This window comes from Nonomuraea montanisoli (assembly GCF_013363975.1).
Taxonomy (GTDB): domain Bacteria; phylum Actinomycetota; class Actinomycetes; order Streptosporangiales; family Streptosporangiaceae; genus Nonomuraea; species Nonomuraea montanisoli.
Genome location: NZ_JABWGN010000004.1, coordinates 203,432 through 222,670 on the forward strand (window position 1 = coordinate 203,432; position 19,239 = coordinate 222,670).

Here is a 19,239-nt window from a genome sequence, read left to right on the forward strand (position 1 = left end):
GGCGGGCGCCCCTAGCCCTGGCGGAGCCGCCATGAAGGTCTCGGAGCGCGTGTACGCCGGCGCGGCGGTCGCCGCGGGCGTGGTGGTGCTGGTCGTCGTCCTGCGGTACGGCGGGGCGATCCAGCCGGAGATCCCGGGGCTGCCCACCGCCGGGCCGATCACCGTGTGGGGCCTGCCGCTGGTCCGCCTCCTCGCCGACATGTGCGCCCTGGCCTGTGTCGGGACGCTCACCGCGGCCGCCCTCGCCCCCGCCGGCTCGCCCGAGGCCGGCAGGTGCGCGCGCGCAGCCGGGCGGTGGGCGCTCGGCTGGGCGTTCGCGGCCGCGCTCGGCTACCTGGCGACCCTGTCCGATCTCATCCCGCTGCCCGCCGTCAACCTGCTGACCTCGCCGGACATGCTGGAGTTCGGCCTGTCGATCCCGCAGACCCAGGCGCTGCTGCTGGTGGCCGGCGTGGCGCTGGTGGTGGCCGTGTCCGCCGGGGCGCCGGTGCCGGCCCGCCTGGCGGTCGCGGTGTTCGGGCTGTTACCGCCCGCGTACGTGGGGCACGCGGCCTCGGCCGGCGACCACGACATCGCGATCTCCGCCCTGATGGCCCATCTGGTGCCGGTGTCGGTCTGGGTGGGCGGCCTGGCCGCCGTGCTCGTCCACTTCCGCCGCTCCCCCGACCTGCCGGTGGTGCTGCCCCGGTTCAGCGCGGTCGCGCTGTGCTGCTTCGCGGCGGTGGCCGTCTCGGGCGTGGCGAGCGCGTGGGTGCGGCTCGGCACGCCGTCCGACCTCTGGCGGACCGGGTACGGGCAGTTGCTGCTGGCCAAGGCGGCCGCGCTGGTGCTCCTCGGGCTGTTCGGCTGGAACCATCGCCGCCACACGGTCGCCGGGATCGCCGACCGCGGCGTGCGGCGGACGTTCGTCCGGCTGGCGTTCGGCGAGGTGACCGTGATGGCGGCCGCGATCGGGCTGGCCGTCGGCCTGTCCCGTACCCCGCCGCCGCCCGGCGCCGGGGGCGGCCACGATCATCTCGTCCTGGAGTACACCCTCGCGCCCTTCAGCCCCTCGGCGCTGGTCACCGAGGTCCGGCTGGATCCGGCGATCCTGCTGCTGCTCGCCCTGCCGGCGGCCGGCTACTGGGCAGGCGTGCGCAGGGTGCCCGGCTGGCCGGTCTCCCGGACGCTGGCCTTCTCCGCCGGCCTGGCGGCGGCCGCGCTGGTGCTCCTCGGCGGTGTGGGCGGGTACGCGCGGGCGATGCTGTCGGTCCACGCGCTCCAGCACACCGTGCTCGCCGTCGTCGCGCCGTACCTGCTCTGCCTGGGCGCCCCGCTCACGCTGGCGGCCGAGGCCACCGCCATGTCGCCGGAGTCCTGGCGGCTGCCCCGCCTCCGGTCCCTGATGATCGCCTACCCGGTCGCGTTCGTGCTGCTGTACGTGACGCCGTGGCTGCCGTGGTCCCTGTCCGGTTACGCCCCGCACGTGCTCACGGAGTTCCTCTTCCTCGGTCTGGGCCTGGTCGTCTTCTGGGTGCTGGCCGGTGTGGACCCGCTGCCCCGCCCGGTTCCCTGGGCGGCGCGGGCCCGGCTGCTGGCCGTGGTGGCGGCCGTCCACGTCGTCCTGGGCGCGTACCTGATCCTCGGGCCGCGGGTCGGGGGCGCGTGGTTCGAGCTGGCCGCCCCGCCCGGCGTGCCGGACGTGCCGGGCGACCAGCGGCTGGCCGGAGCCGTGGCCCTGCTCCTCCCCCTGACGGCGCTCGCCGTACTGGCGGTCCGCATGGCCTGGCTCAGGATGGACGCCCTGGCCCGGGTGCGCTGAGCCCGTCACCCGGCGCCCGTCCTGAGCCGCGCCGCCTACGCCCAGGTACGGGGGAAGGTGTCGCCGTCCAGCCGGTCGCCGGCGGCGAGGCCGAGCGGATCGGTCACGACGTGCCCGTTCCCGTCGTAACGCGTCTCCTCGTCCATGTAGATCGTGACGTGCGCGAGCCGGGCCTGGTCGGTGCGGTTGGGCAGCGCCATGTGCCCGGTGTAGCCGCTGTGGAAGGTGCAGTCGCCGGCGCGGAGCGGCAGCGTGACCCGGGGGATCCAGCGCAGCGACGGGTCCGTCTCGAACAGGTCCTCCTCGTGGTGGAGGTCCTGCGGGCGCAGGCCGGTGCGGTCCTGGGTGCCGGGCAGGAAGGTCATGCAGCCGCGCTCCGGCGGCACGTCGACCAGCGCGATCCACGCCGACAGCGGGAGCCGGTCGCCCGTGTGCGGCCAGTACGGCCGGTCCTGGTGGAACTCCGTGGCGGCGTTGTTGTGCGGCTCCTTGACCAGCATCTGGTCGTGCCAGAGCCGCAGCGGGAAGCCGGCGAGCTGCTCGGCGACGCGGGCGAGCCGCGGATGGAGCGTGAGCTCCCGCAGCGTCCGGTCGCGCTGCCAGACGTTGACGAGCTGGCTGAAGACGCCCTGCTTCTCCAGGCTCTCCGCGCGATGCGCCTCCAGGAACGCCTCGGCGCCGGCCCGGAAGCGCTCGACCTCGCCGGGGTCGAGGACGCCTCGCACTCGGACGAAACCGTGTTCGCGGTACGCCGCCACCAGCTCCTCCGGCACCCGGCCGTCGGCTCCGACGTCGCTGCCGTACTGCTCGCTCGTGGTCGTCGCCATCTCCTACCTCCAGGATCCGTGTGTTCGGGACACTGCAAGCGTCGTCGAGACGCACCGCCGCGGGCTAGGCCGATCCCGGCGAGCAGTCGTACGATCGCGACATGCCAGCCACGCTGCACGAGCACGCGCTGTTCACCGGCGGCCCGGTCCTGGGCGGCGTCCACCTCCTGGATCTCGACATCGAGGCGCACGCGCACGACTTCCTGGAGATCGCCGTGATCGGGACCGGTCACGGCCGCCACGTGACCAGCCAGGGCGAGCAGCCGCTGCGACCCGGGCAGGTCATCGTGCTGCGCCCCGGCGCCTGGCACGGGTTCCGCGACTGCGCGGACCTGACCGTCGCCAACTGCTGCCTGTCCGCCCAGGCGCTGCAGGCCGAGCTGTCGGCGCTGTACGACATCCCGATGCTGCGCCGGATCCTGTGGACCGACCCGGTGGCGTCCGGCACGCACGGCGTGGCGGTGACCGCCGTCGATCCGGCCGCCGCCGCGGAGGCCATCGCCGAGATCAGCCGCCTCGAACGCGACCTCGGAGCCGATCGGAGGCGGCCGGGCCGGGTGCTGGGCCGGCTGGTCACCGTGCTCGGCGTCCTGGCCGACGGCCGCGACCCCGGACCGGGGACGCCCGAGCCCGTCGTCCATCCCGCCGTCGCCGCCACCGTCGCCCGGCTGGAGGCGGCGCCCGCCCATCCGTGGCGGCTGGACGACCTCGCCCGCGCGGTCAACCTCGACACCGCCTATCTCGGCCGGCTGTTCAGGCGGCACGTCGGGTTGACGCCGCTGGACTTCCTGGCCCGGTTGCGCGCCGAGCGGGCCGCCACCTTGCTGGCGCACTCGTCCCTGCCGGCCGCCCGGGTCGGCGCCGCGGTCGGCTGGGACGACCCGACCTACTTCGCCCGCCGCTTCCGGACGCTGGTGGGGCTGACGCCCACCGAGTACCGGCGACGCAGCCGATCAGCCGCCGGCGACGGGGCCCCGGCGGGTTCCTGACCCGCGTACGGACGCACGGGCCGCGCGTCCGGGCCCGCCGAGGTCGAGCCTCGCTCAGCAGCCGAGGACGTCGGCCAGGTGGTCGAAGCCGGTCACGGCGAGATCGGCGGCGACGTCGGCCGCCCGGTCGGCGGTGCGGCCGGGACCCTTCTCCAGCGGCCGTTCGAGGAACGCGGTGGCGAGCCCCGCGTCGCGGGCGCCGTCGATGTCCCACCGGTGGGCGGCGACCAGGAGCACCTGGCCGGGATCGACGTCGAGGAGTTCGGCGACGGTGAGATAGGCCCGGGGCGCCGGCTTGTAGGCGCGGGCGAGCTCGGCCGACACGATGCAGTCGAAGGGCAGTCCCTCGGCCTTGACCAGGGTCGTCAGCAGCGCGAATCCCCCGTTCGACAAGGTGGTCACCACGTGGCGGCGCCGCAGCCTGGCCAGTCCCGGCACCGCGTCCCGCCAGGCGGGCAGGCGGTGCCAGGCGTGGACGAGCCGCCGGCGCGCCGCCTCGTCGAACGCGCCCGCCACGCCGCGCTCGTCGAGGAGGTCGTCGAGCGACTCGCGGTGCAGGGTGTCGAGGGGGACCCAGTCCCGCTCGCCACGGTTCACGCGTCGCAGGGACGGCAGGTAGCGCTCGCGCCAGGCGTCGGCGAACGCGCCGGCGTCCAGGCCGACGCCGCGGTCGGCGGCGATCCGGGCGGCCTGATCGGCGACCCCGGTGCGCCAGTCGACGGTCGTTCCGAAGATGTCGCAGGCCACGACACGGATCGAGGCCGGGTCGAACGTCCCCATGGACACCCCCTTCCTTCCCGGGTGTGCCCGTGCGCGAGCCGTGGAACCCGGCGAGCTGGACAAGATCGAGCAGGCATGACTTACTGTCACGGATCAGCCGCGTCGCGGGGAGCAGTCAGGGGGGCACCATGGCCGAGGTCGTTCTGTTTCATCACGCGCTGGGGCTCACGCCGGGCGTCACCGCGTTCGCCGGCGAACTGCGCCAGGCCGGGCACACCGTCCACACGCCCGACCTCTTCGAGGGCCGCACGCTCGGCGGCATCGAGGAAGGGATGGCGTACGTCCAGGAGCTCGGCTTCGGCGCCGTGATCGAGCGCGGCACCCGGGCGGTCGAGCACCTGCCCGCCGGCCTGGTCTACGCCGGTTTCTCGCTCGGCGTGCTGCCCGCGCAGAAGCTGGCCCAGACCCGGCCCGGCGCCCGGGGCGCGCTGCTGTACTACGCCTGCGTGCCGCTCTCGGAGTTCGGCGACGCTTGGCCGGACGGCGTGCCGGTCCAGGTGCACGGCATGGACGCCGACCCGGTCTTCGCCGGCGAGGGCGACATCGATTTCGCCCGGGAGGTCGTCGACTCGGCCGGACAGGGCGAGCTGTTCCTGTATCCCGGCGACCAGCACTACTTCGCCGACCGCACGCTGCCCTCCTACGACGCGGACGCCGCCGCGCTGCTGCTCTCGCGCACGCTGGCGTTCCTGGGGTCCGTCGCCTGACCCGCGAAGCGCCGGGCGTCCCACCCCGGGCGTGGCCGGATATCATATCGATACTCTTCGAATCATCGAGCTAATCATCGAGTTTCCGAGTCAGCTGGACGGCCCATGGCGACCCGCACCACATCCTCGCCGGACACCTCGGCCCACCTGTTGGAGATCTTCAAGGCGCTCGCCAACCCCGTACGGCTCCAGGTGCTGCAGTGGCTGCGCGATCCCGAGGCGAACTTCCCGGTGCACCACGGCATCGCCGACCCGCACGAGGTCGGCGTGTGCGTCAGCCACATCCAGGACAAGCTCGGCCTCGCCCAGTCGACCGTCTCGTCGTACATGGCGACGCTGGAGCGCGCCGGGCTGGTCATCTCCACCCGCGTGGGCAAGTGGACGCACTACCGGCGGGACGAGGAACGCATCGCCCGGTTCACCGCCGAACTCGGCGACGTGCTCTAGCGGCTCCCGCGCGACGTCAGATGCCCGGTTCGGCCACGAAGAGCGTCCCGTCCGCCGTGAGGTCGAGCGGTTCGGAGGCCGGGAGGAAGAGCGACTCCCCGGCCCTGACCGTGTGCGGCTCCGGCACCGACACCTTCGCGGTCCCGGCGGTGCACAGGACGATGCGCGGAAGACCCGCCGCCAGCTTCAGCGTCTCCCCCGCGTCGGCCCGGCGGAGGCGGAACTCGGGGGCGGGAGTGTCGTAGACGCCGTCCTGTGCCGTCACCTTGATCGGTCGGCGCGACGGATCCACGATGGCCAGCAGCCCTTCCGGATCGACCGTCTTCGAGGTCAGGCCCGCGCGCAGGACGTTGTCGGACGCCCCCATGAGCTCCACCCCCAGCCCCTCCAGATAGCAGTGGACGACGCCGGCGCCGAGGAACATCCCCTCCCCGGGAGCGAGTTCGTGGTGTTCCAGCAGCAAGGGGGCCAGAACCATCGGGTCGTCCGGATGCCGTGCGACGAGGTTCTCGACGAGGCCGAACGCGGTGCCGTCGAGGGCGGCGGCCGACTCTCGGACCGCGGCCACCAGGTCGGATCGCCTTTCGAGCGGCCAGGTGGTGAGCCGCCGGAGGACGTCGAGGTGCGCGTCGCGATGATCGGCGGTGCGCAGGACGTCGACGAGTTCCGCCAGCGACTCGATCTTGAGCGCTTCCAGCAGGTCGGCCGCGGTGGACGGATGGCGCAGCCCCGCCAGAGCGGAGAAGGGCGTCAGCGCGCAGATCAGTTCCGGCTTGGCGTAGGGGTCGACATAGTTGGCGTCGCCGCTGTCGAAGGCGCCGCGGGCCTGTTCCGGGCTCGGATGCACCTGGATCGACAGGGGTTGCGCCACGGCGATCATCTTCAACAGGTACGGCAGGCGAGCGCCGAACCGCTCCCTCGTGGCCGGGCCGATCTCGGCGTCGACGTCATGCGCGATCACCTCGGTCAGCGTCCGCCGTACGCCGTCGCGAACGAGCGTCGACGGGCCGGCGGCGTGGGCGCCCAGCCACATCTCCGCCTGCGGCCGGCCGGTCGGTGTCCTGCCGGCGAGCGCGGGAATGGCGGTGGGCGATCCCCAGTCGTATTCCTTGATGGTGTTGATCAGCGTGTGCACGGTCACCGCCTCCTGGCGCGGTCCGCCGTCGCGCGTCCCGGGATCCTCCCGGGACGCGCGACGGCACATGGGGTGGTCACTTGGTGAGGGGGGCCAGCTTGGGGTCGTTGGCATAGGCCTCGGCCACGTTCGCCTTGGTGACGATGACCGGCGGGAGAAGGTACGCCGGGACGACCTTCACCCCGTTGTCGTACGACTTGGTGTCGTTGATCTCCGGGGTCTTACCCTGCTGCAGAGCCTTGATCATGTCCACGGTCTCGGCGACGAGCTTGCGGGTGTCCTTGTTGATCGTCGAGTACTGCTCGCCGGCGACGATCGACTTGACCGACTCGGCCTCGGAGTCCTGGCCGGTCACGACCGGGATCGGCTTGCCCGCGCCCTTCACCGAGGTGATGATCGCACGGGCGAGGGTGTCGTTCGGCGACAGGACGCCGTCGAGGGTCTTGTTGCCGTTGTAGGTCGAGGTCAGCAGCGAGTCCATCCTCTGCTGCGCGTTCTCGGCCTTCCAGCCCTGGATCGCGGTCTGCTTGATGTCCTTCTGGCCCGAGCCGACGACGAGGTCGCCCTTGTCGATGAGCGGCTTGAGCACGTCCATCGCGCCGTTGAAGAAGACACCGGAGTTGTTGTCGTCCGGCGAGCCGGAGAACAGCTCGACCGTCCACGGGCCGTTCGGCTTCTTCGCCTTCATCCCGTCGAGCAGGGCCTGGCCCTGCAACTGGCCGACCTTGAAGTTGTCGAAGGCGATGTAGTAGTCCACGGAGGGCGTGTTGGTGATGAGCCGGTCGTAGGCGATGACGGTCGCGCCGGACTGCTTGGCCTGCGTGACCTGGGTCGCCAGCTGTGCGGCGTCGGTCGCGCCGATGACGATGACCTTCGCGCCCTTGGTGACCATGGCGGAGATCTGCGACTGCTGGTCCGCGACCGTGGTCGACGCTCCCGCGTACTGCACGTCGGACTTGAAGCCGGCCTGCTTGAGCCCGTCGGTGAACAGGTCACCGGCGAGCACCCAGTTCTCCGAGGTCTTCGACGGCAGGGCGACACCGATGAGGGCGTCGGCCGCGAACCCCTTGGCGGCGCTGGTGCTGTCACCGGTGGCGGCGCCGGTGGCGCCTTCGCGCTCGCCGGCGCAGGCGGCGCTCAGCGCGAGCAGCGCCACGGCGCCCGTCACCGCGAGGCTTCGGGTGAGGAACTTACGCATGGTGGGATGAGTCCTTCTGGTCGTTGGTGATGGCGAGCAGGTGAGCGGCCCGGTGCCGTCGGTGGCGGCCGGACGGTCAGCCGGCGACCCGGGCCTTGTCGGAGTCGGGGGCCGGACGTGGTTCCCCTGCCGGTGCGGTCGGAGCCCCGCGACTGAACGGGCGCATCAGCGACCCGATGATCGAGAAGCGGTCCTGGCTCTTGTTGTAGACGTCGAACGCGACGGCCAGGAGCAGGACCAGACCCTTGATGATCTGGACCATGTCGGAGCCGACGCCCTCGAGCTGCAGGCCGTTGTTGAGCAGGGCCATGACGAGACCGCCGACGATCGACCCGCTGATGGTCCCGAGGCCGCCGGAGACCGCGGCGCCGCCGATGAAGACGGCCGCGATGGCGTCGAGCTCCCAGCTCAGGCCGTCCTGGGGGCCGGAAGCCGAGGACCGCGCCACGAAGATCATGCCGGCCAGGGCGGCCAGGACGGACATGTTCATCATGACCAGGAAGTTGACCCGCTTGAGCTTCACGCCGGACAACTCCGCGGCGCGGGCGTTGCCGCCCACCGCGTAGATGTGCCGGCCCCCGATGGTGTGGCGGGTGTAGTACGAGTACCCGAGCACCAGGACGATGAGGATGATGCCGGAGATCGGCAGGCTGGTGCCGACGCGGCCGCTGGCGAAGCGCAGCGTCGCGAAGACGATGACGCCGAGCATCACCGCCAGGCGCAGCACCGTGATCCACATCGGCGCGACGTCGGCGTTCATCGTGCGGCGCGTCTGCCGCGTCTTCCACTCCCGCCACACGACCCCCAGGCAGGCGGCCAGGCCGAGCAGCAGCGTCAGGTTGTTGTACCCGGTGTCAGGGCCCACTTCCGGCAGGAATCCGGCGCCGATCGTGCGGAAGCCGTCGAGGACCGGCACCGTGTCGGCGTTGCCGATGTACTGGTTGCCGCCGCGGAACAGCAGCATGCCGGCCAGGGTCACGATGAACGCCGGCACCCCGACGTAGGCGACCCAGAAACCCTGCCAGGCGCCGATCACCGCCCCGACGGCCAGGCCGAGCGCGATGCCCAGCGGCCAGGGGATCGAGAACTCCTGCATCGCCTTGGCGACCACGATGCCGGTGAACGCGGCGACCGAGCCGACCGACAGGTCGATGTGCCCGGCGACGATCACCATCAGCATGCCGATGGCCAGGATCAGGATGTAGGAGTACTGGCTGACCACCGCGATGAGGTTGCCGGAGGTCAGGGTCAGTCCCCCGGTCCAGATCTCGAACAGCAGGACGATCGCCACGAGGGTGAAGATCATGCCGAACTGGCGGACGTTGGAGGTCGTGCCTCCGAAGAGGTTCTTCTGCAGGTCTTTGATTCGGCTCATGGGGTCGGTGTCTTCTTCATAGAGGTCATCTGCTTCATGAGCAGTTCCGGGGTGGCGTCGCGGCGGGGCACATCGCCGGTGATGGCGCCCTCGAACATCGTGTAGACGCGGTCGCACAGGCCGATGAGCTCGGGCAGCTCCGAGGAGATGACGATGACGCCCTTGCCCTGGTCGGCCAGCCGCTGGATGATTCCGTAGATCTCGTACTTGGCGCCCACGTCGATGCCGCGCGTCGGCTCGTCGAGGATCAGCAGGTCCGGGTCGGTGAACATCCACTTCGCCAGGACGACCTTCTGCTGGTTGCCGCCGGAGAGCTTCATGACGCCCTCGTCGACGCTGGGCGTCTTGATCTTCAGGTTCTTGCGGTACTCCTCGGCGGCCCGGTATTCGCCGACGGGGTCGATGACGCCGTAGGTGGAGATCTTCTGCAGCTTGGCGGCCACCATCGAGGTCTTGATGTCGTCGATCAGGTTGAGGCCGATCGCCTTGCGGTCCTCGCTCACGTAGGCGAGGCCGTGCCGGATGGCGTCCGCCACCGACCTCAGCTGGATCTCCTCGCCGTCCTTGACGACCGTGCCGGACAGGTACACGCCGTAGGAGCGGCCGAAGAGGCTCATCGCGAGCTCGGTGCGCCCGGCGCCCATGAGACCGGCGAAGCCGACGATCTCGCCGCGCCGGACGTGGAAGCTCGACCCCTTGCACACCAGCCGCTCGGCCGAGTTCGGGTGCCGCACCGTCCAGTCGCGGACCTCGAAGAACACCTCGCCGATGTCGGGCAGGTGGTCGGGGAACCGGCTGCTCAGCTCGCGTCCGACCATGCCGCGGACGATGCGGTCCTCGTTGACGCCGTCGGCCTTGACGTCGAGGCTCTCGATCGTGCGGCCGTCGCGCAGGATCGTGATGGAGTCGGCGACCGCCTCGATCTCGTTCAGCTTGTGCGAGATGATGATCGAGGTGATGCCGCGCTCCCGGAAGCCGCGCAGCAGGTCGAGCAGGTGCTGGGAATCGGCCTCGTTGAGCGCGGCGGTCGGCTCGTCGAGGATGAGCAGCTTCACGTCCTTCGCGAACGCCTTCGCGATCTCGACGAGTTGCTGCTTGCCGATGCCGATGTCCTTGATCAGCGTGTCCGGGTCCTCCTGGAGCCCGACCTGTTCCATCAGTTCGAGCGCTCGGCGCTGGGCGGCCTTCCAGTCGATCGCGCCGCGCCTGCGCGGCTCGTTGCCGAGGAAGATGTTCTCGGTGATCGACATGCCCGGCACCAGCGCGAGCTCCTGGTGGATGATGACGATGCCGGCGCGCTCGCTGGCCCGGATGTCGTGGAAGCGGACCTCTTCGCCCTGGTAGACGATGTCGCCGGTATAGGTCCCGTGCGGGTACACGCCGCTCAGCACCTTCATGAGCGTGGACTTGCCGGCGCCGTTCTCGCCGCAGATCGCGTGGATCTCACCCGCCCGGACCGCCAGGTTGACATCGGCGAGCGCCGTCACTCCGGGGAACGTCTTGGTGATCGACCGCATTTCGAGCAGAGCCGGATCGTGGGTCATGGCCGCGGCTCTGCGCTTCGGAGGCCATGGCGACCACGCGGATCCGGTCTGCGCGACATGCGGCATGTCGTGGACATCAACTCGCCTCCGATGGCCTTGTCTGTCGACTCACAGTCACAGCGCCGTGCGTGACTCGCTCCTGGCGCTTCCGGCGTCTTACGCCCATAGCTAGGCAACCTAAATCAATTTGTTTTACTATGTCAACGCCCTGGTCGAGCCCGGTCCAGGCAGCGCACTCCGCCCACTCCCCGCACCTGCCAGCGTTTCTCGTGGACTGATCAGAACAGGATGACCATGGATGAGAATGCCGTGCTCGCCGTCGACATCGGCGGCACCAAGATTGCCGCCGGGCTGGTCGACGCGGAGGGACGGGTACGCGGAGGCGCCGAGATCGCCACACCGCCGACGGAGCCCGAACTCGTCGAGGCGCTGCGGGCGCTGCTGGCGTCGGTGACGGAGAGCGTGACGCCCAGCGCGATCGGACTGGCCTCAGCCGGACCGCTCGACCCGGTGCGCGGCACGGTGAGCCCCGTCAACATCCCCGCCTGGCGCGACTTTCCCCTCGTCGGCCTGGCGAGCGACATCGTGCCCGGCGTTCCCGTCACCCTCGTGGGCGACGGCATCGCGGCTGCCGTGGGCGAGCACTGGCTCGGCGCCGGCCGCGGCGCGGCCTCGATGCTGGGGATCGTCGTCTCGACCGGCATCGGCGGCGGCCTCGTGCTCAACGGCGCACCCTACGCCGGCCCCAGCGGCAACGCCGGGCATCTCGGTCACACGGTCGTCGATCCCGCCGGGCCGCTCTGCTCGTGCGGGGCTTCAGGCTGCGTCGAAGCGTATGCCAGTGGCCCGTCGATGGTCCGCTGGGCCCGGCAGCAGGGCTGGACCGGCGCCGACGCCCGCGCCCTCGCCACCGACGCCGGCCAGGGCCACCCCATCGCCCTGGCCGCCTTCGAGCGGGGCACCCAAGCTCTCGCCCGCGCCATCGTCGCGACGGCGACGATGTGCGATCTCGACCGGGTCGTGATCGGCGGCGGCGTCTCGGCGGCCGGCGAGATCCTTCTCGCACCACTACGACGCCATTTCGCGGACGTGGCCACGCTGAGCTTCGTGCGACGGCTGACCATTCAGTCCTCCACGCTCGGGCGGAAGTCCGGCCTGCTCGGCGCCGCCCGCAGCGCGTGGCTCGCGTCGGCCGCCCCGGACGTAGGGACGGGTGTGACGCAGGTGGCGTGACCGCCGGCGGCCGGTCGCAGCTGACGGCGGGTGGCGACCTCACCGAGCCTGCGCGGGCAGTTCGAACCGGACGGCCTTGCCCGCGGGTGTGCGGTCGCCGCCCCAGCAGCAGGCGCGTCGAGCGATCAGGGGGAGTTCGCGCTCTCTCTGGTCGTCCTCGCTGACGCGACGCTGACGAGGCGCGACGGGATCGGCGTCCTCGACCTCGCAGCCCTGGAAGGAGAGGGGCAGCCGGTTCATGCCGCCCGGTCGCAGGAGTCGCGGTGGACGGGAATGCTGCGTCCGTCGGGCAGGTGCCGACACATGATTCCCACTCCTGGGGGCAGGCCAGGTACTCGCAGAATGTGCTGATGAAATGCGCAATTTGCCCGATCGCAGTAAGGGACGCGATCGGACGAATCAGCTTCCGCCATGGTCAGCGCGCTGAATCGCGCGCACGTAGATGACGTCTATTCGCGGATATGGACCTTGGACGCGGTTCGCATCCCGTGAGGGCCGGTCGCGCGTGCGACTCGACGTCACGGCGCCGTGCGCGGCCCCTCCCGTGTTCGCAGGTCCGGCGTGTCGAGCCGACCGGTAGGCAATCTAAATCAATTTGTTTTATTATGTCAATGCCCCTGGTGAGGCCTGTTCCCGGCGGCAAGCAGAGAGGATGTAGCGTGCGACAAGCAGGTACGAATCTCCCCAAGGTCGGACGGTACAACCGGGCGGTGGTGCTGGACCAGATCCAGCTCGCCGACGGCATCAGCCGGGTGGAGATCGCCCAGCGTACCGGTCTCACCCCGCAGACCGTCTCCGGCATCGTGCGCCGCCTCCTCGACGAGGGAATCGTGCGGGAAGCCGGCGCCAGCCGGGTGTCGACCGGCGGGAAGCCTCGTTCCACGCTGCGGCTCAACGCCGACGCGGGCAGCGCGGTCGGACTCCATTTCGACCCGGTCGAACTCACCTGCGCCGTGGTCGACCTGCTCGGCCGGCCCCTGGCCGTCAAGCGGCGCCCCACATCACCCGGAGCCGACCCGTCGTACGTCGTCACGGCCATGGCGGAACTGGTCGCCGACGTACTCGACGAAGCGGACGTCCCGCGCGACCAGCTGCTCGGTCTCGGCCTCGCCACCCCCGGCCCGATCGACCAGGACCTCGGCATGATCGTCGCGCCGCCTCAGCTCAAGAGCTGGACACGGGTGCCGTTGAAGCAGATGCTGGCCGAGGCCACCGGCCTGCCGGTGACGCTGGACAACGACGCCACCGCCGCCGCGGTCGGCGAGCGATGGTCCGGCGCGGGCAGAGGGGTGGCGAACTTCGCCTACTTCTTCTTCGGCACCGGCATCGGCGGCGGCCTCATCCTCAACCACCAGGTCTACCGAGGCGGCTCGCTCAACGCCGGGGAGTTCGGCCACTCCTCCGTGCTGCCCGACGGGCCGGACTGCTACTGCGGCAACCGGGGGTGCCTGGAGCGGCTCGCCAACCCGACCGCGATCGTCGCCGAAGCGCACCGCCGGCTCGCCGGAAGCCGCGGCGGCAGCGTGCTGTCGGACGCGTTCGAGCGCGATCCGGCCTCGGTCGACCATGCCGCGATCCTGGCTGCGGCCGTGGCCGATGATCCCGTCGCGACAGCCGTCATCGACGCGGCCGCGCAGCACGTCGCCTCGGTCGCCGTCAACATCGCCAACTTCATCGACGTGGACCTCATCGTCCTCGGCGGACACGGCATCGAGCACGTCGAGAACCGGTACGTCGACGCTGTCGCCGCGGCACTGGCCACCAGGCCGCTGTGCCGGCACGTCCGGGTCGTCGACGTGGCCCCCTCACCGCTCGGCGCGGACGCCGCCGTCGTGGGCAGTGCCGCCCTCGTCCTGCACGCCACGTACTCCCCGCAACTCTCGGCGCTTCTCGCGGATTGACCGGAACAGGATGACGTCGGAGCACAGGGCATGAGGTCGCCGCGGCCAGGGGCTGCCGCCGCCGATCAGAGGCCCGCATGACCGCGCGTACGCGCTCGTCGGTCCCTCAGCTCCGCTCGGGGCGGGCGCGGACGTGCAGGCGCTCCCCCTGCGGGCCGAACAGGTTGAGCACCTCCGCCGGCTCCGGGCCGGGGTTGGAGACCAGGTGCGGGAGGTGGGTGTCGAACTCGGCGGCCTCCCCCGCCGTCAGCAGGAGGTCGTGCTCGGCCAGCCGCAGCCGCAGCCGGCCCGACAGCACGTACAGCCACTCGTAGCCCTCGTGCGTCTGCAGCTCCTCGTGGCCGTACGGCGTGCCCGGCGGCAGGATCTGCTTGAACGCCTGCAGGCCGCCCGAGCGGCGGGTCAGCGGGAGGAACGTCACGCCGTGACGGACGATCGGCTGCGGCCGCACCCGGGGGTCGCCCGTGGCCGGCGCGCCGACCAGGTCGTCCAGCGACACCTGGTACGCCTTGGCCAGCGGCAGCAGCAGCTCCAGCGTGGGCCGCCGCCCGCCCGACTCCAGGCGGGACAGCGTGCTCACCGAGATGCCGGTGGTCTCCGCGAGCCGGCTCAGCGTCGTGCCCCGCTGCCTGCGCATGGCGCGCAGCCTCGGCCCGACCGCCGCCAGGACCGCGTCGCCCTCGTCGTTTGCCATAGCGGCAACATTACTTGTCGGAATCGCCGCCGGCGGTGCACCTTGGCCCCGTACATGAGCGGTGAAGGGAAGCACATGACAGACAAGACGTACGACGTCGTGGTGGTGGGCGGCGGCCCGGCCGGGCTCAGCGGCGCTCTGGCGCTGGCCCGGGCGCGCCGGTCCGTGCTGGTGGTGGACTCCGGCGAGCCGCGCAACGCGCCCGCCCGGCACATGCACAACTACCTGGGCAGGGACGCCACTCCGCCCGGCGACCTGCTGGCGGACGGGCGCGAGGAGGTGATCCGTTACGGCGGCGAGGTCGTCACCGGACGCGTCGTCGGCGTGGCCCGCCACGACGTGGGATCCGTGGAGCCGATGGGGTCCCCCGATGACGCCCGGTTCCGCGACGCCGGGGCTGGGGAGGCCGTGTCCCGCGACGCCGGGGTCGCCGGGTTCGTCGTGACGCTCGACGGTGGGCGGCGTGTGCGGGCGCGGCGGCTCCTGGTGGCCACCGGGCTCACCGACGAGCTGCCCGACGTGCCCGGCCTGGCCGAGCGGTGGGGCCGGGACGTGCTGAGCTGCCCGTACTGCCACGGCTGGGAGGTGCGCGACCGGCGGATCGGCGTCCTCGCCACCGGGCCGGTGGCGACCCACCTCGCGCACCTGTGGCGGCAGTGGAGCCCCCACGTGCTGCTGCTGACCCAGCGCGAGGCCCCGGCGCTCGGCGCCGAGGAGGCCGAGGCGCTGGCCGCGCGCGGCGTCGTCGTGGTGGAGGAGCCGGTCGCGGCCGTCGAGGTGTCGGACGACCGGCTCACCGGCGTGCGGCTGGTCACGGGCGAGGTCGTGGAGCTGGACGCGGTGATCGTCGGACCGCGGCTCACGGCGCGGGCGGAGGTGCTGGAGACGCTGGGGCTCAAGCCCGTGGAGATCGAGATGGGCGGGCAGGTCGTCGGCGACCGCATCCCCGCCGACCGCACCGGCGCCACGGCCGAGCCGGGAGTGTGGGTGGCGGGCAACGTGGCCGACGCGGCCGCCCAGGTCCTGACCTCCGCCGCGGCCGGGCTCAGCGCCGCGGCGGCGATCAACGCCGACCTGGTCGCCGAGGACCGCCGCGCCGCCGTCGAGGCGTACCGGCACAGCATGAGGAGCATGTTCGAGCAGGAGGGCTGGGAGGAGCGCTACCGTGCCCGGCCCGCGATCTGGAGCGGCCGGCCGAACCCGCAGCTCGTGGTCGAGGCCGCCGGCCTGGCCCCCGGGCGGGCGCTGGACGTGGGCAGCGGCGAGGGCGCCGACGCGGTGTGGCTCGCCGGACGCGGCTGGCGGGTGACGGGGACCGACATCTCCACCACGGCGCTGGAACGGGCCGCCGCCCACGCGACCGAGGCGGGCATCGCCGGGCGGGTCGAGTGGGTCCATGCTGACCTGCGCGAGCACGTGCCGGAGGCGGGCGCGTACGACCTGGTGTCGGCGCAGTTCATGCACCTGCCGGGCACGGAACGGCGGGAGCTGTTCGCGCGGCTGGCCGCCGCGGTGGCGCCCGGCGGGACGCTGCTGATCGTCGGCCACCACCCGCGTGACCTGCGGACCACGGCGCATCGGATGCACTTCCCGGAGATGATGTACACGGCCGAGGAGGTGGCGTCGGCGCTGGACCCTGCCGCCTGGGAGGTGGTGACGGCCGAGACGCGGCCGCGCGCGGCGGTGGACCCGGAGGGGCGCGAGATCACGATCCACGACGCGGTCATGGTCGCCCGCCGCCGCCCCTGAGCCGCTGCGGCCTCTGAGCCGCGGCCTCTGAGCGCCGGTCGCCCCCGAGTCCCGCCGCCTCCGAGCCGCGGTCGCCTCGGAGTCCCGGTCGCGCCTGAGCCGCGGTGGGCCGCCCGGGAAGCCCGCCGACCCCGGAGAGCACTGAGCCCGGAGAGTGTTAAGCCCAGAGCGCGCTGAGGCCGGAGAGCGTTGAGCCCGGAGAGCGCTCAGCGCTAGGGAGCTCTGAGGCCGCGCAGGACGAGATCCACCAGGGCCGCGAACTCGGCGTCGATGCCCGGATCGCCCCATTCGCGGGCGTAGGCCGGGTCGTGGAAGCGGCCCGTGGCGTCGAACACGGCGCGCGCCAGCGCCTCCGGCGACGCGTCCGCCGGCGCGAAGTCGCCGCGTTCGAGGCCCTCGTGGATGATCCGGGCGAGCTGCCCGACGAGGTCGGCCCGGTGGCGGTTGACCACCGCGCTGCTCTCCCCCACCAGCACCATGTACGTCGCGAACAGCTCCGGGTCGTCGCCGACCTTGCGGCGCTTGGCGGCGAACAGCTCGGCCAGCCAGCGCCGCAGCCGCGTCTCCGGCGGCTCGGAGCCCGCGACGACGCCCGACAGCGACGTGGACGTCCGGTCGAGCCAGCGCTGGGTCACGGCCTCGCGCAGCGCGGTCTTCGTCCGGAAGTGCCGGTAGACGCTGCCATGGCTGACGCCGAGCGCGCGGGCCACGTCGACCACGGTCGCCTTGGCGGGGCCGTGGCGGCGCAGTACCTCCTCGGTGGCTTCGAGGATGCGCTCGGGGGTGAGGGCGTCGGTGGTGGCCATGGAGACGACCGTACCGGTTGCGGGGTCACCGCTCGCTGTCGAGCATGCTCATCTGCTCCTCCGCGTAGCGGTCGCCCGCGGCGGCTCCGGCCGGGACGGCCCGCTCGATCGCGGCGAGGTCGGACTCCTCCAGCTTGACGTCCAGGGCGCCGAGCGCCTCGGACAGCCGCTCGCGGGTGCGGGCGCCGACCAGCGGCACGATGTCCTCGCCGCGCGCGAGGACCCAGGCGATGGCGATCTGCGCGACCGTCACGCCCTTGTCCGCGGCGATCTCGCGCAGCGCCTCGACGAGGCCGAGGTTGTGGCGCAGGTTGTCGCCCTGGAAGCGGGGCGAGTGCGCGCGGAAGTCGTTCGCGGCCAGCCGCCGGTCCGCCGTGTAGTGGCCGGAGATCAGCCCGCGCGACAGCACGCCGTACGCCGTGATGCCGACGCCCAGCTCGCGCGTGGCGGGCAGGATGCGCTCCTCGACGCCGCGGGAGATGAGCGAGTACTCGATCTGCAGGTCGGCGATGGGCGCGGTGGCGGCGGCCCGGCGGACGGTGTCGGCGCCGGCCTCGGACAGGCCGATGTGGCGGACGTACCCGGCCTGGACCAGCTCGGCGATGGCGCCCACGGTCTCCTCGACGGGCACGTCGGGGTCGACGCGGGCGATCCGGTAGACGTCGATGTGGTCGACGCCGAGCCGCTGCAGGGAGTACGCGGCGAAGTTCCTGACCGCGGCCGGACGGCCGTCCACGCCGCCCCACGAACCGTCCGGTCCGCGCAGCGCGCCGAACTTGACGCCGATGACCGCCCGCTCCCGCAGCCCGGCCGGGGCGGTGCTCAGCGCCTCGCGGATCAGCAGCTCGTTGTGGCCCATGCCGTAGAAGTCGCCGGTGTCGAGCAGGGTGACGCCGGCGTCGAGCGCGGCGTGGACGGTCGCGATGGACTCGCCGCGGTCGGCGTCGCCGTACAGGGCGGACATGCCCATGCAGCCGAGGCCGAGGGCGGAGACGCGCGGTCCGGTGGATCCCAGAGGACGGGTGAGCATGAGGACTCCTAGAGGGTGTGCTGCCGTCGTCGTCAGCTACAACTATGGCATGACAGATGACAGATTTCAATTTTTGTCATCTGTTGGCACAACGAAGGGCCGGCACCAAAGGAACCGTCCGGCGTCAGGAGGGCGGCGCGGGGCGGCGGTGGAGGAGGCCGAACTTCGCCCACATGGCCTCCGCCGCCTCGATGGACGCCCCCGTACGCGCCGGATCCACCGCCGCGAGCTGCGTGACCAGCGCCTGGGCCACGGCGATGCCCGCGGTCAGCGACGGGAAGAACGCCTCCCCCTCGGCGGGCACCATGACGACCTCCTCCGCCGCGGCGGCGAGGGCCGGGCTCGCCGCGTCGGTCAGCGCGAACACGCGCGTCCCCCGCGAGCGGGCCTCGTGCGCGGCGAGCACGGTGCTCTCGTACAGCCGCCAGAAGCTGATCGCGATGAGCACGTCCTCGGGACCGAGGGCCGCGACGACGTTGGCCAGCTCGGAGTCCCCCGCCGTGACCGCGGCGACGGGGTAGCCGGCCAGGCGGGCGTTGTGCGCGAGCGCCAGCCCCACGGCCGCGTAGCTGCCGTCGGCCACCACCACCGTACGGCGGGCGGCGGCGACCGCCTCCGCGATGGTGAGCAGCACCGCCTCGTCCAGCCGGCGGTTGAGCACGGCGAGGCTGTCGAGGTCGCGGCGGAGCGAGCGGGAGCTGGGCGACCCGGCCCCGGCGTGCTCGGCGGCGACCTGGCCGGCGCTCAGCGACGACAGGTAGCGGGCCCGCAGCTCCTGCTGGAGCGCCGGCCAGCCGGCGAACCCGAGGGCCTGCGCCGTGCGGGTCACGGTGGCCACGTTGACCCCGGCGAGCTGGGCGAGCTCGGCGGCGGAGCCGTACGAGGCGCGGCGGGGCTGCGACACGAGCACGTCGAGCACCGCCGCGGCCTTGGGCCGCAGCCCGCGCTCCGGCACCCGGGCGCGCAGCCACTCGTCGTAGGTGTCGGTACGGGGCTCCGTCACGTGATCCTCTCCCTCGGCCG

Annotated in this window: 17 protein-coding genes; 7 read left to right on the forward strand and 10 right to left on the reverse strand. The window is 72.2% G+C overall.

The window, feature by feature from the left end:
* Positions 1–31: 31 nt before the first annotated feature.
* Positions 32–1,801 (forward strand): bifunctional copper resistance protein CopD/cytochrome c oxidase assembly protein, encoded by a 1,770-nt coding sequence (locus tag HTZ77_RS10720; RefSeq protein ID WP_175589358.1) that lies wholly within the window; start codon positions 32–34, stop codon positions 1,799–1,801.
* 35 nt (positions 1,802–1,836) lie between these two features.
* Here HTZ77_RS10720 and HTZ77_RS10725 read toward each other — a convergent pair whose 3' ends face one another.
* A complete protein-coding gene (locus HTZ77_RS10725; protein WP_175589359.1) occupies positions 1,837–2,628 on the reverse strand; it encodes a phytanoyl-CoA dioxygenase family protein in 792 nt (263 codons plus the stop codon).
* 101 nt (positions 2,629–2,729) lie between these two features.
* On the opposite strand from HTZ77_RS10725, the gene HTZ77_RS10730 reads away from it, so the two are divergent.
* Positions 2,730–3,617 (forward strand): AraC family transcriptional regulator, encoded by an 888-nt coding sequence (locus HTZ77_RS10730; RefSeq protein ID WP_175589360.1) that lies wholly within the window; start codon positions 2,730–2,732, stop codon positions 3,615–3,617.
* 54 nt (positions 3,618–3,671) lie between these two features.
* Here HTZ77_RS10730 and HTZ77_RS10735 read toward each other — a convergent pair whose 3' ends face one another.
* On the reverse strand, positions 3,672–4,397 hold the full coding sequence (locus HTZ77_RS10735) for a haloacid dehalogenase type II (protein WP_175589361.1): 726 nt from the start codon (positions 4,395–4,397) through the stop codon (positions 3,672–3,674).
* Positions 4,398–4,525: 128 nt separating this feature from the next.
* Between HTZ77_RS10735 and HTZ77_RS10740 the strand changes: the two genes are divergently transcribed.
* Entirely contained in the window at positions 4,526–5,104 is a 579-nt protein-coding gene (locus tag HTZ77_RS10740) for a dienelactone hydrolase family protein (protein ID WP_175589362.1), read from the forward strand.
* Positions 5,105–5,209: 105 nt separating this feature from the next.
* Positions 5,210–5,551 carry an ArsR/SmtB family transcription factor gene (locus HTZ77_RS10745; protein WP_175589363.1) on the forward strand — a complete coding sequence of 114 codons (342 nt, stop codon included), beginning with the start codon at positions 5,210–5,212 and terminating at the stop codon, positions 5,549–5,551.
* 16 nt (positions 5,552–5,567) lie between these two features.
* On the opposite strand, the gene manA is transcribed toward HTZ77_RS10745, so the two are convergent.
* From manA to mmsA, 4 genes are all read right to left on the reverse strand, one after another.
* Positions 5,568–6,692 (reverse strand): mannose-6-phosphate isomerase, class I, encoded by a 1,125-nt coding sequence (gene manA / locus HTZ77_RS10750; protein ID WP_205302483.1) that lies wholly within the window; start codon positions 6,690–6,692, stop codon positions 5,568–5,570.
* Positions 6,693–6,762: 70 nt separating this feature from the next.
* A complete protein-coding gene (locus HTZ77_RS10755) occupies positions 6,763–7,884 on the reverse strand; it encodes a substrate-binding domain-containing protein (RefSeq protein WP_175589364.1) in 1,122 nt (373 codons plus the stop codon).
* A 76-nt stretch (positions 7,885–7,960) separates the two neighbouring features.
* Positions 7,961–9,259 (reverse strand): multiple monosaccharide ABC transporter permease, encoded by a 1,299-nt coding sequence (mmsB, locus tag HTZ77_RS10760; RefSeq protein WP_175589365.1) that lies wholly within the window; start codon positions 9,257–9,259, stop codon positions 7,961–7,963.
* On the reverse strand, positions 9,256–10,803 hold the full coding sequence (mmsA, locus tag HTZ77_RS10765; RefSeq protein WP_175589366.1) for a multiple monosaccharide ABC transporter ATP-binding protein: 1,548 nt from the start codon (positions 10,801–10,803) through the stop codon (positions 9,256–9,258). Before mmsA ends, mmsB begins: the two co-directional genes overlap by 4 nt.
* A gap of 294 nt (positions 10,804–11,097) precedes the next feature.
* Between mmsA and HTZ77_RS10770 the strand changes: the two genes are divergently transcribed.
* Entirely contained in the window at positions 11,098–12,036 is a 939-nt protein-coding gene (locus tag HTZ77_RS10770) for an ROK family protein (RefSeq protein ID WP_175589367.1), read from the forward strand.
* A 659-nt stretch (positions 12,037–12,695) separates the two neighbouring features.
* Positions 12,696–13,937: an ROK family transcriptional regulator gene (locus HTZ77_RS10775; protein ID WP_175589368.1), complete on the forward strand. Its 1,242-nt coding sequence runs from the start codon at positions 12,696–12,698 to the stop codon at positions 13,935–13,937.
* Between the two features lie 106 nt (positions 13,938–14,043).
* Here HTZ77_RS10775 and HTZ77_RS10780 read toward each other — a convergent pair whose 3' ends face one another.
* Positions 14,044–14,631 (reverse strand): helix-turn-helix domain-containing protein, encoded by a 588-nt coding sequence (locus tag HTZ77_RS10780; RefSeq protein WP_175589369.1) that lies wholly within the window; start codon positions 14,629–14,631, stop codon positions 14,044–14,046.
* A 75-nt stretch (positions 14,632–14,706) separates the two neighbouring features.
* Between HTZ77_RS10780 and HTZ77_RS48150 the strand changes: the two genes are divergently transcribed.
* Entirely contained in the window at positions 14,707–16,380 is a 1,674-nt protein-coding gene (locus HTZ77_RS48150) for an FAD-dependent oxidoreductase (RefSeq protein ID WP_175589370.1), read from the forward strand.
* 212 nt (positions 16,381–16,592) lie between these two features.
* On the opposite strand, the gene HTZ77_RS10790 is transcribed toward HTZ77_RS48150, so the two are convergent.
* The 3 genes from HTZ77_RS10790 to HTZ77_RS10800 all read right to left on the reverse strand — a co-directional run bounded on the left by HTZ77_RS10790 (position 16,593) and on the right by HTZ77_RS10800 (position 19,219).
* Positions 16,593–17,186: a TetR family transcriptional regulator gene (locus HTZ77_RS10790; RefSeq protein WP_175589371.1), complete on the reverse strand. Its 594-nt coding sequence runs from the start codon at positions 17,184–17,186 to the stop codon at positions 16,593–16,595.
* A gap of 25 nt (positions 17,187–17,211) precedes the next feature.
* Entirely contained in the window at positions 17,212–18,216 is a 1,005-nt protein-coding gene (locus HTZ77_RS10795; RefSeq protein WP_175589372.1) for an aldo/keto reductase, read from the reverse strand.
* 124 nt (positions 18,217–18,340) lie between these two features.
* Positions 18,341–19,219 (reverse strand): MurR/RpiR family transcriptional regulator, encoded by an 879-nt coding sequence (locus tag HTZ77_RS10800; RefSeq protein ID WP_175589373.1) that lies wholly within the window; start codon positions 19,217–19,219, stop codon positions 18,341–18,343.
* Positions 19,220–19,239 lie beyond the last annotated feature (20 nt).

What these genes read in the sequence shown, in the direction of transcription:
- HTZ77_RS10770 (WP_175589367.1), top strand. Translation starts at nt 11,098, where the DNA reads ATGGATGAGAATGCCGTGCTCGCCGTCGACATCGGCGGCACCAAGATT.
- mmsA (WP_175589366.1), bottom strand. Translation starts at nt 10,803, where the DNA reads ATGACCCACGATCCGGCTCTGCTCGAAATGCGGTCGATCACCAAGACG.
- HTZ77_RS10725 (WP_175589359.1), bottom strand. Translation starts at nt 2,628, where the DNA reads ATGGCGACGACCACGAGCGAGCAGTACGGCAGCGACGTCGGAGCCGAC.
- HTZ77_RS10755 (WP_175589364.1), bottom strand. Translation starts at nt 7,884, where the DNA reads ATGCGTAAGTTCCTCACCCGAAGCCTCGCGGTGACGGGCGCCGTGGCG.
- mmsB (WP_175589365.1), bottom strand. Translation starts at nt 9,259, where the DNA reads ATGAGCCGAATCAAAGACCTGCAGAAGAACCTCTTCGGAGGCACGACC.
- HTZ77_RS10790 (WP_175589371.1), bottom strand. Translation starts at nt 17,186, where the DNA reads ATGGCCACCACCGACGCCCTCACCCCCGAGCGCATCCTCGAAGCCACC.
- HTZ77_RS10730 (WP_175589360.1), top strand. Translation starts at nt 2,730, where the DNA reads ATGCCAGCCACGCTGCACGAGCACGCGCTGTTCACCGGCGGCCCGGTC.
- HTZ77_RS10720 (WP_175589358.1), top strand. Translation starts at nt 32, where the DNA reads ATGAAGGTCTCGGAGCGCGTGTACGCCGGCGCGGCGGTCGCCGCGGGC.
- HTZ77_RS10745 (WP_175589363.1), top strand. Translation starts at nt 5,210, where the DNA reads ATGGCGACCCGCACCACATCCTCGCCGGACACCTCGGCCCACCTGTTG.
- HTZ77_RS10795 (WP_175589372.1), bottom strand. Translation starts at nt 18,216, where the DNA reads ATGCTCACCCGTCCTCTGGGATCCACCGGACCGCGCGTCTCCGCCCTC.
- HTZ77_RS10740 (WP_175589362.1), top strand. Translation starts at nt 4,526, where the DNA reads ATGGCCGAGGTCGTTCTGTTTCATCACGCGCTGGGGCTCACGCCGGGC.
- HTZ77_RS10735 (WP_175589361.1), bottom strand. Translation starts at nt 4,397, where the DNA reads ATGGGGACGTTCGACCCGGCCTCGATCCGTGTCGTGGCCTGCGACATC.
- HTZ77_RS48150 (WP_175589370.1), top strand. Translation starts at nt 14,707, where the DNA reads ATGACAGACAAGACGTACGACGTCGTGGTGGTGGGCGGCGGCCCGGCC.
- HTZ77_RS10780 (WP_175589369.1), bottom strand. Translation starts at nt 14,631, where the DNA reads ATGGCAAACGACGAGGGCGACGCGGTCCTGGCGGCGGTCGGGCCGAGG.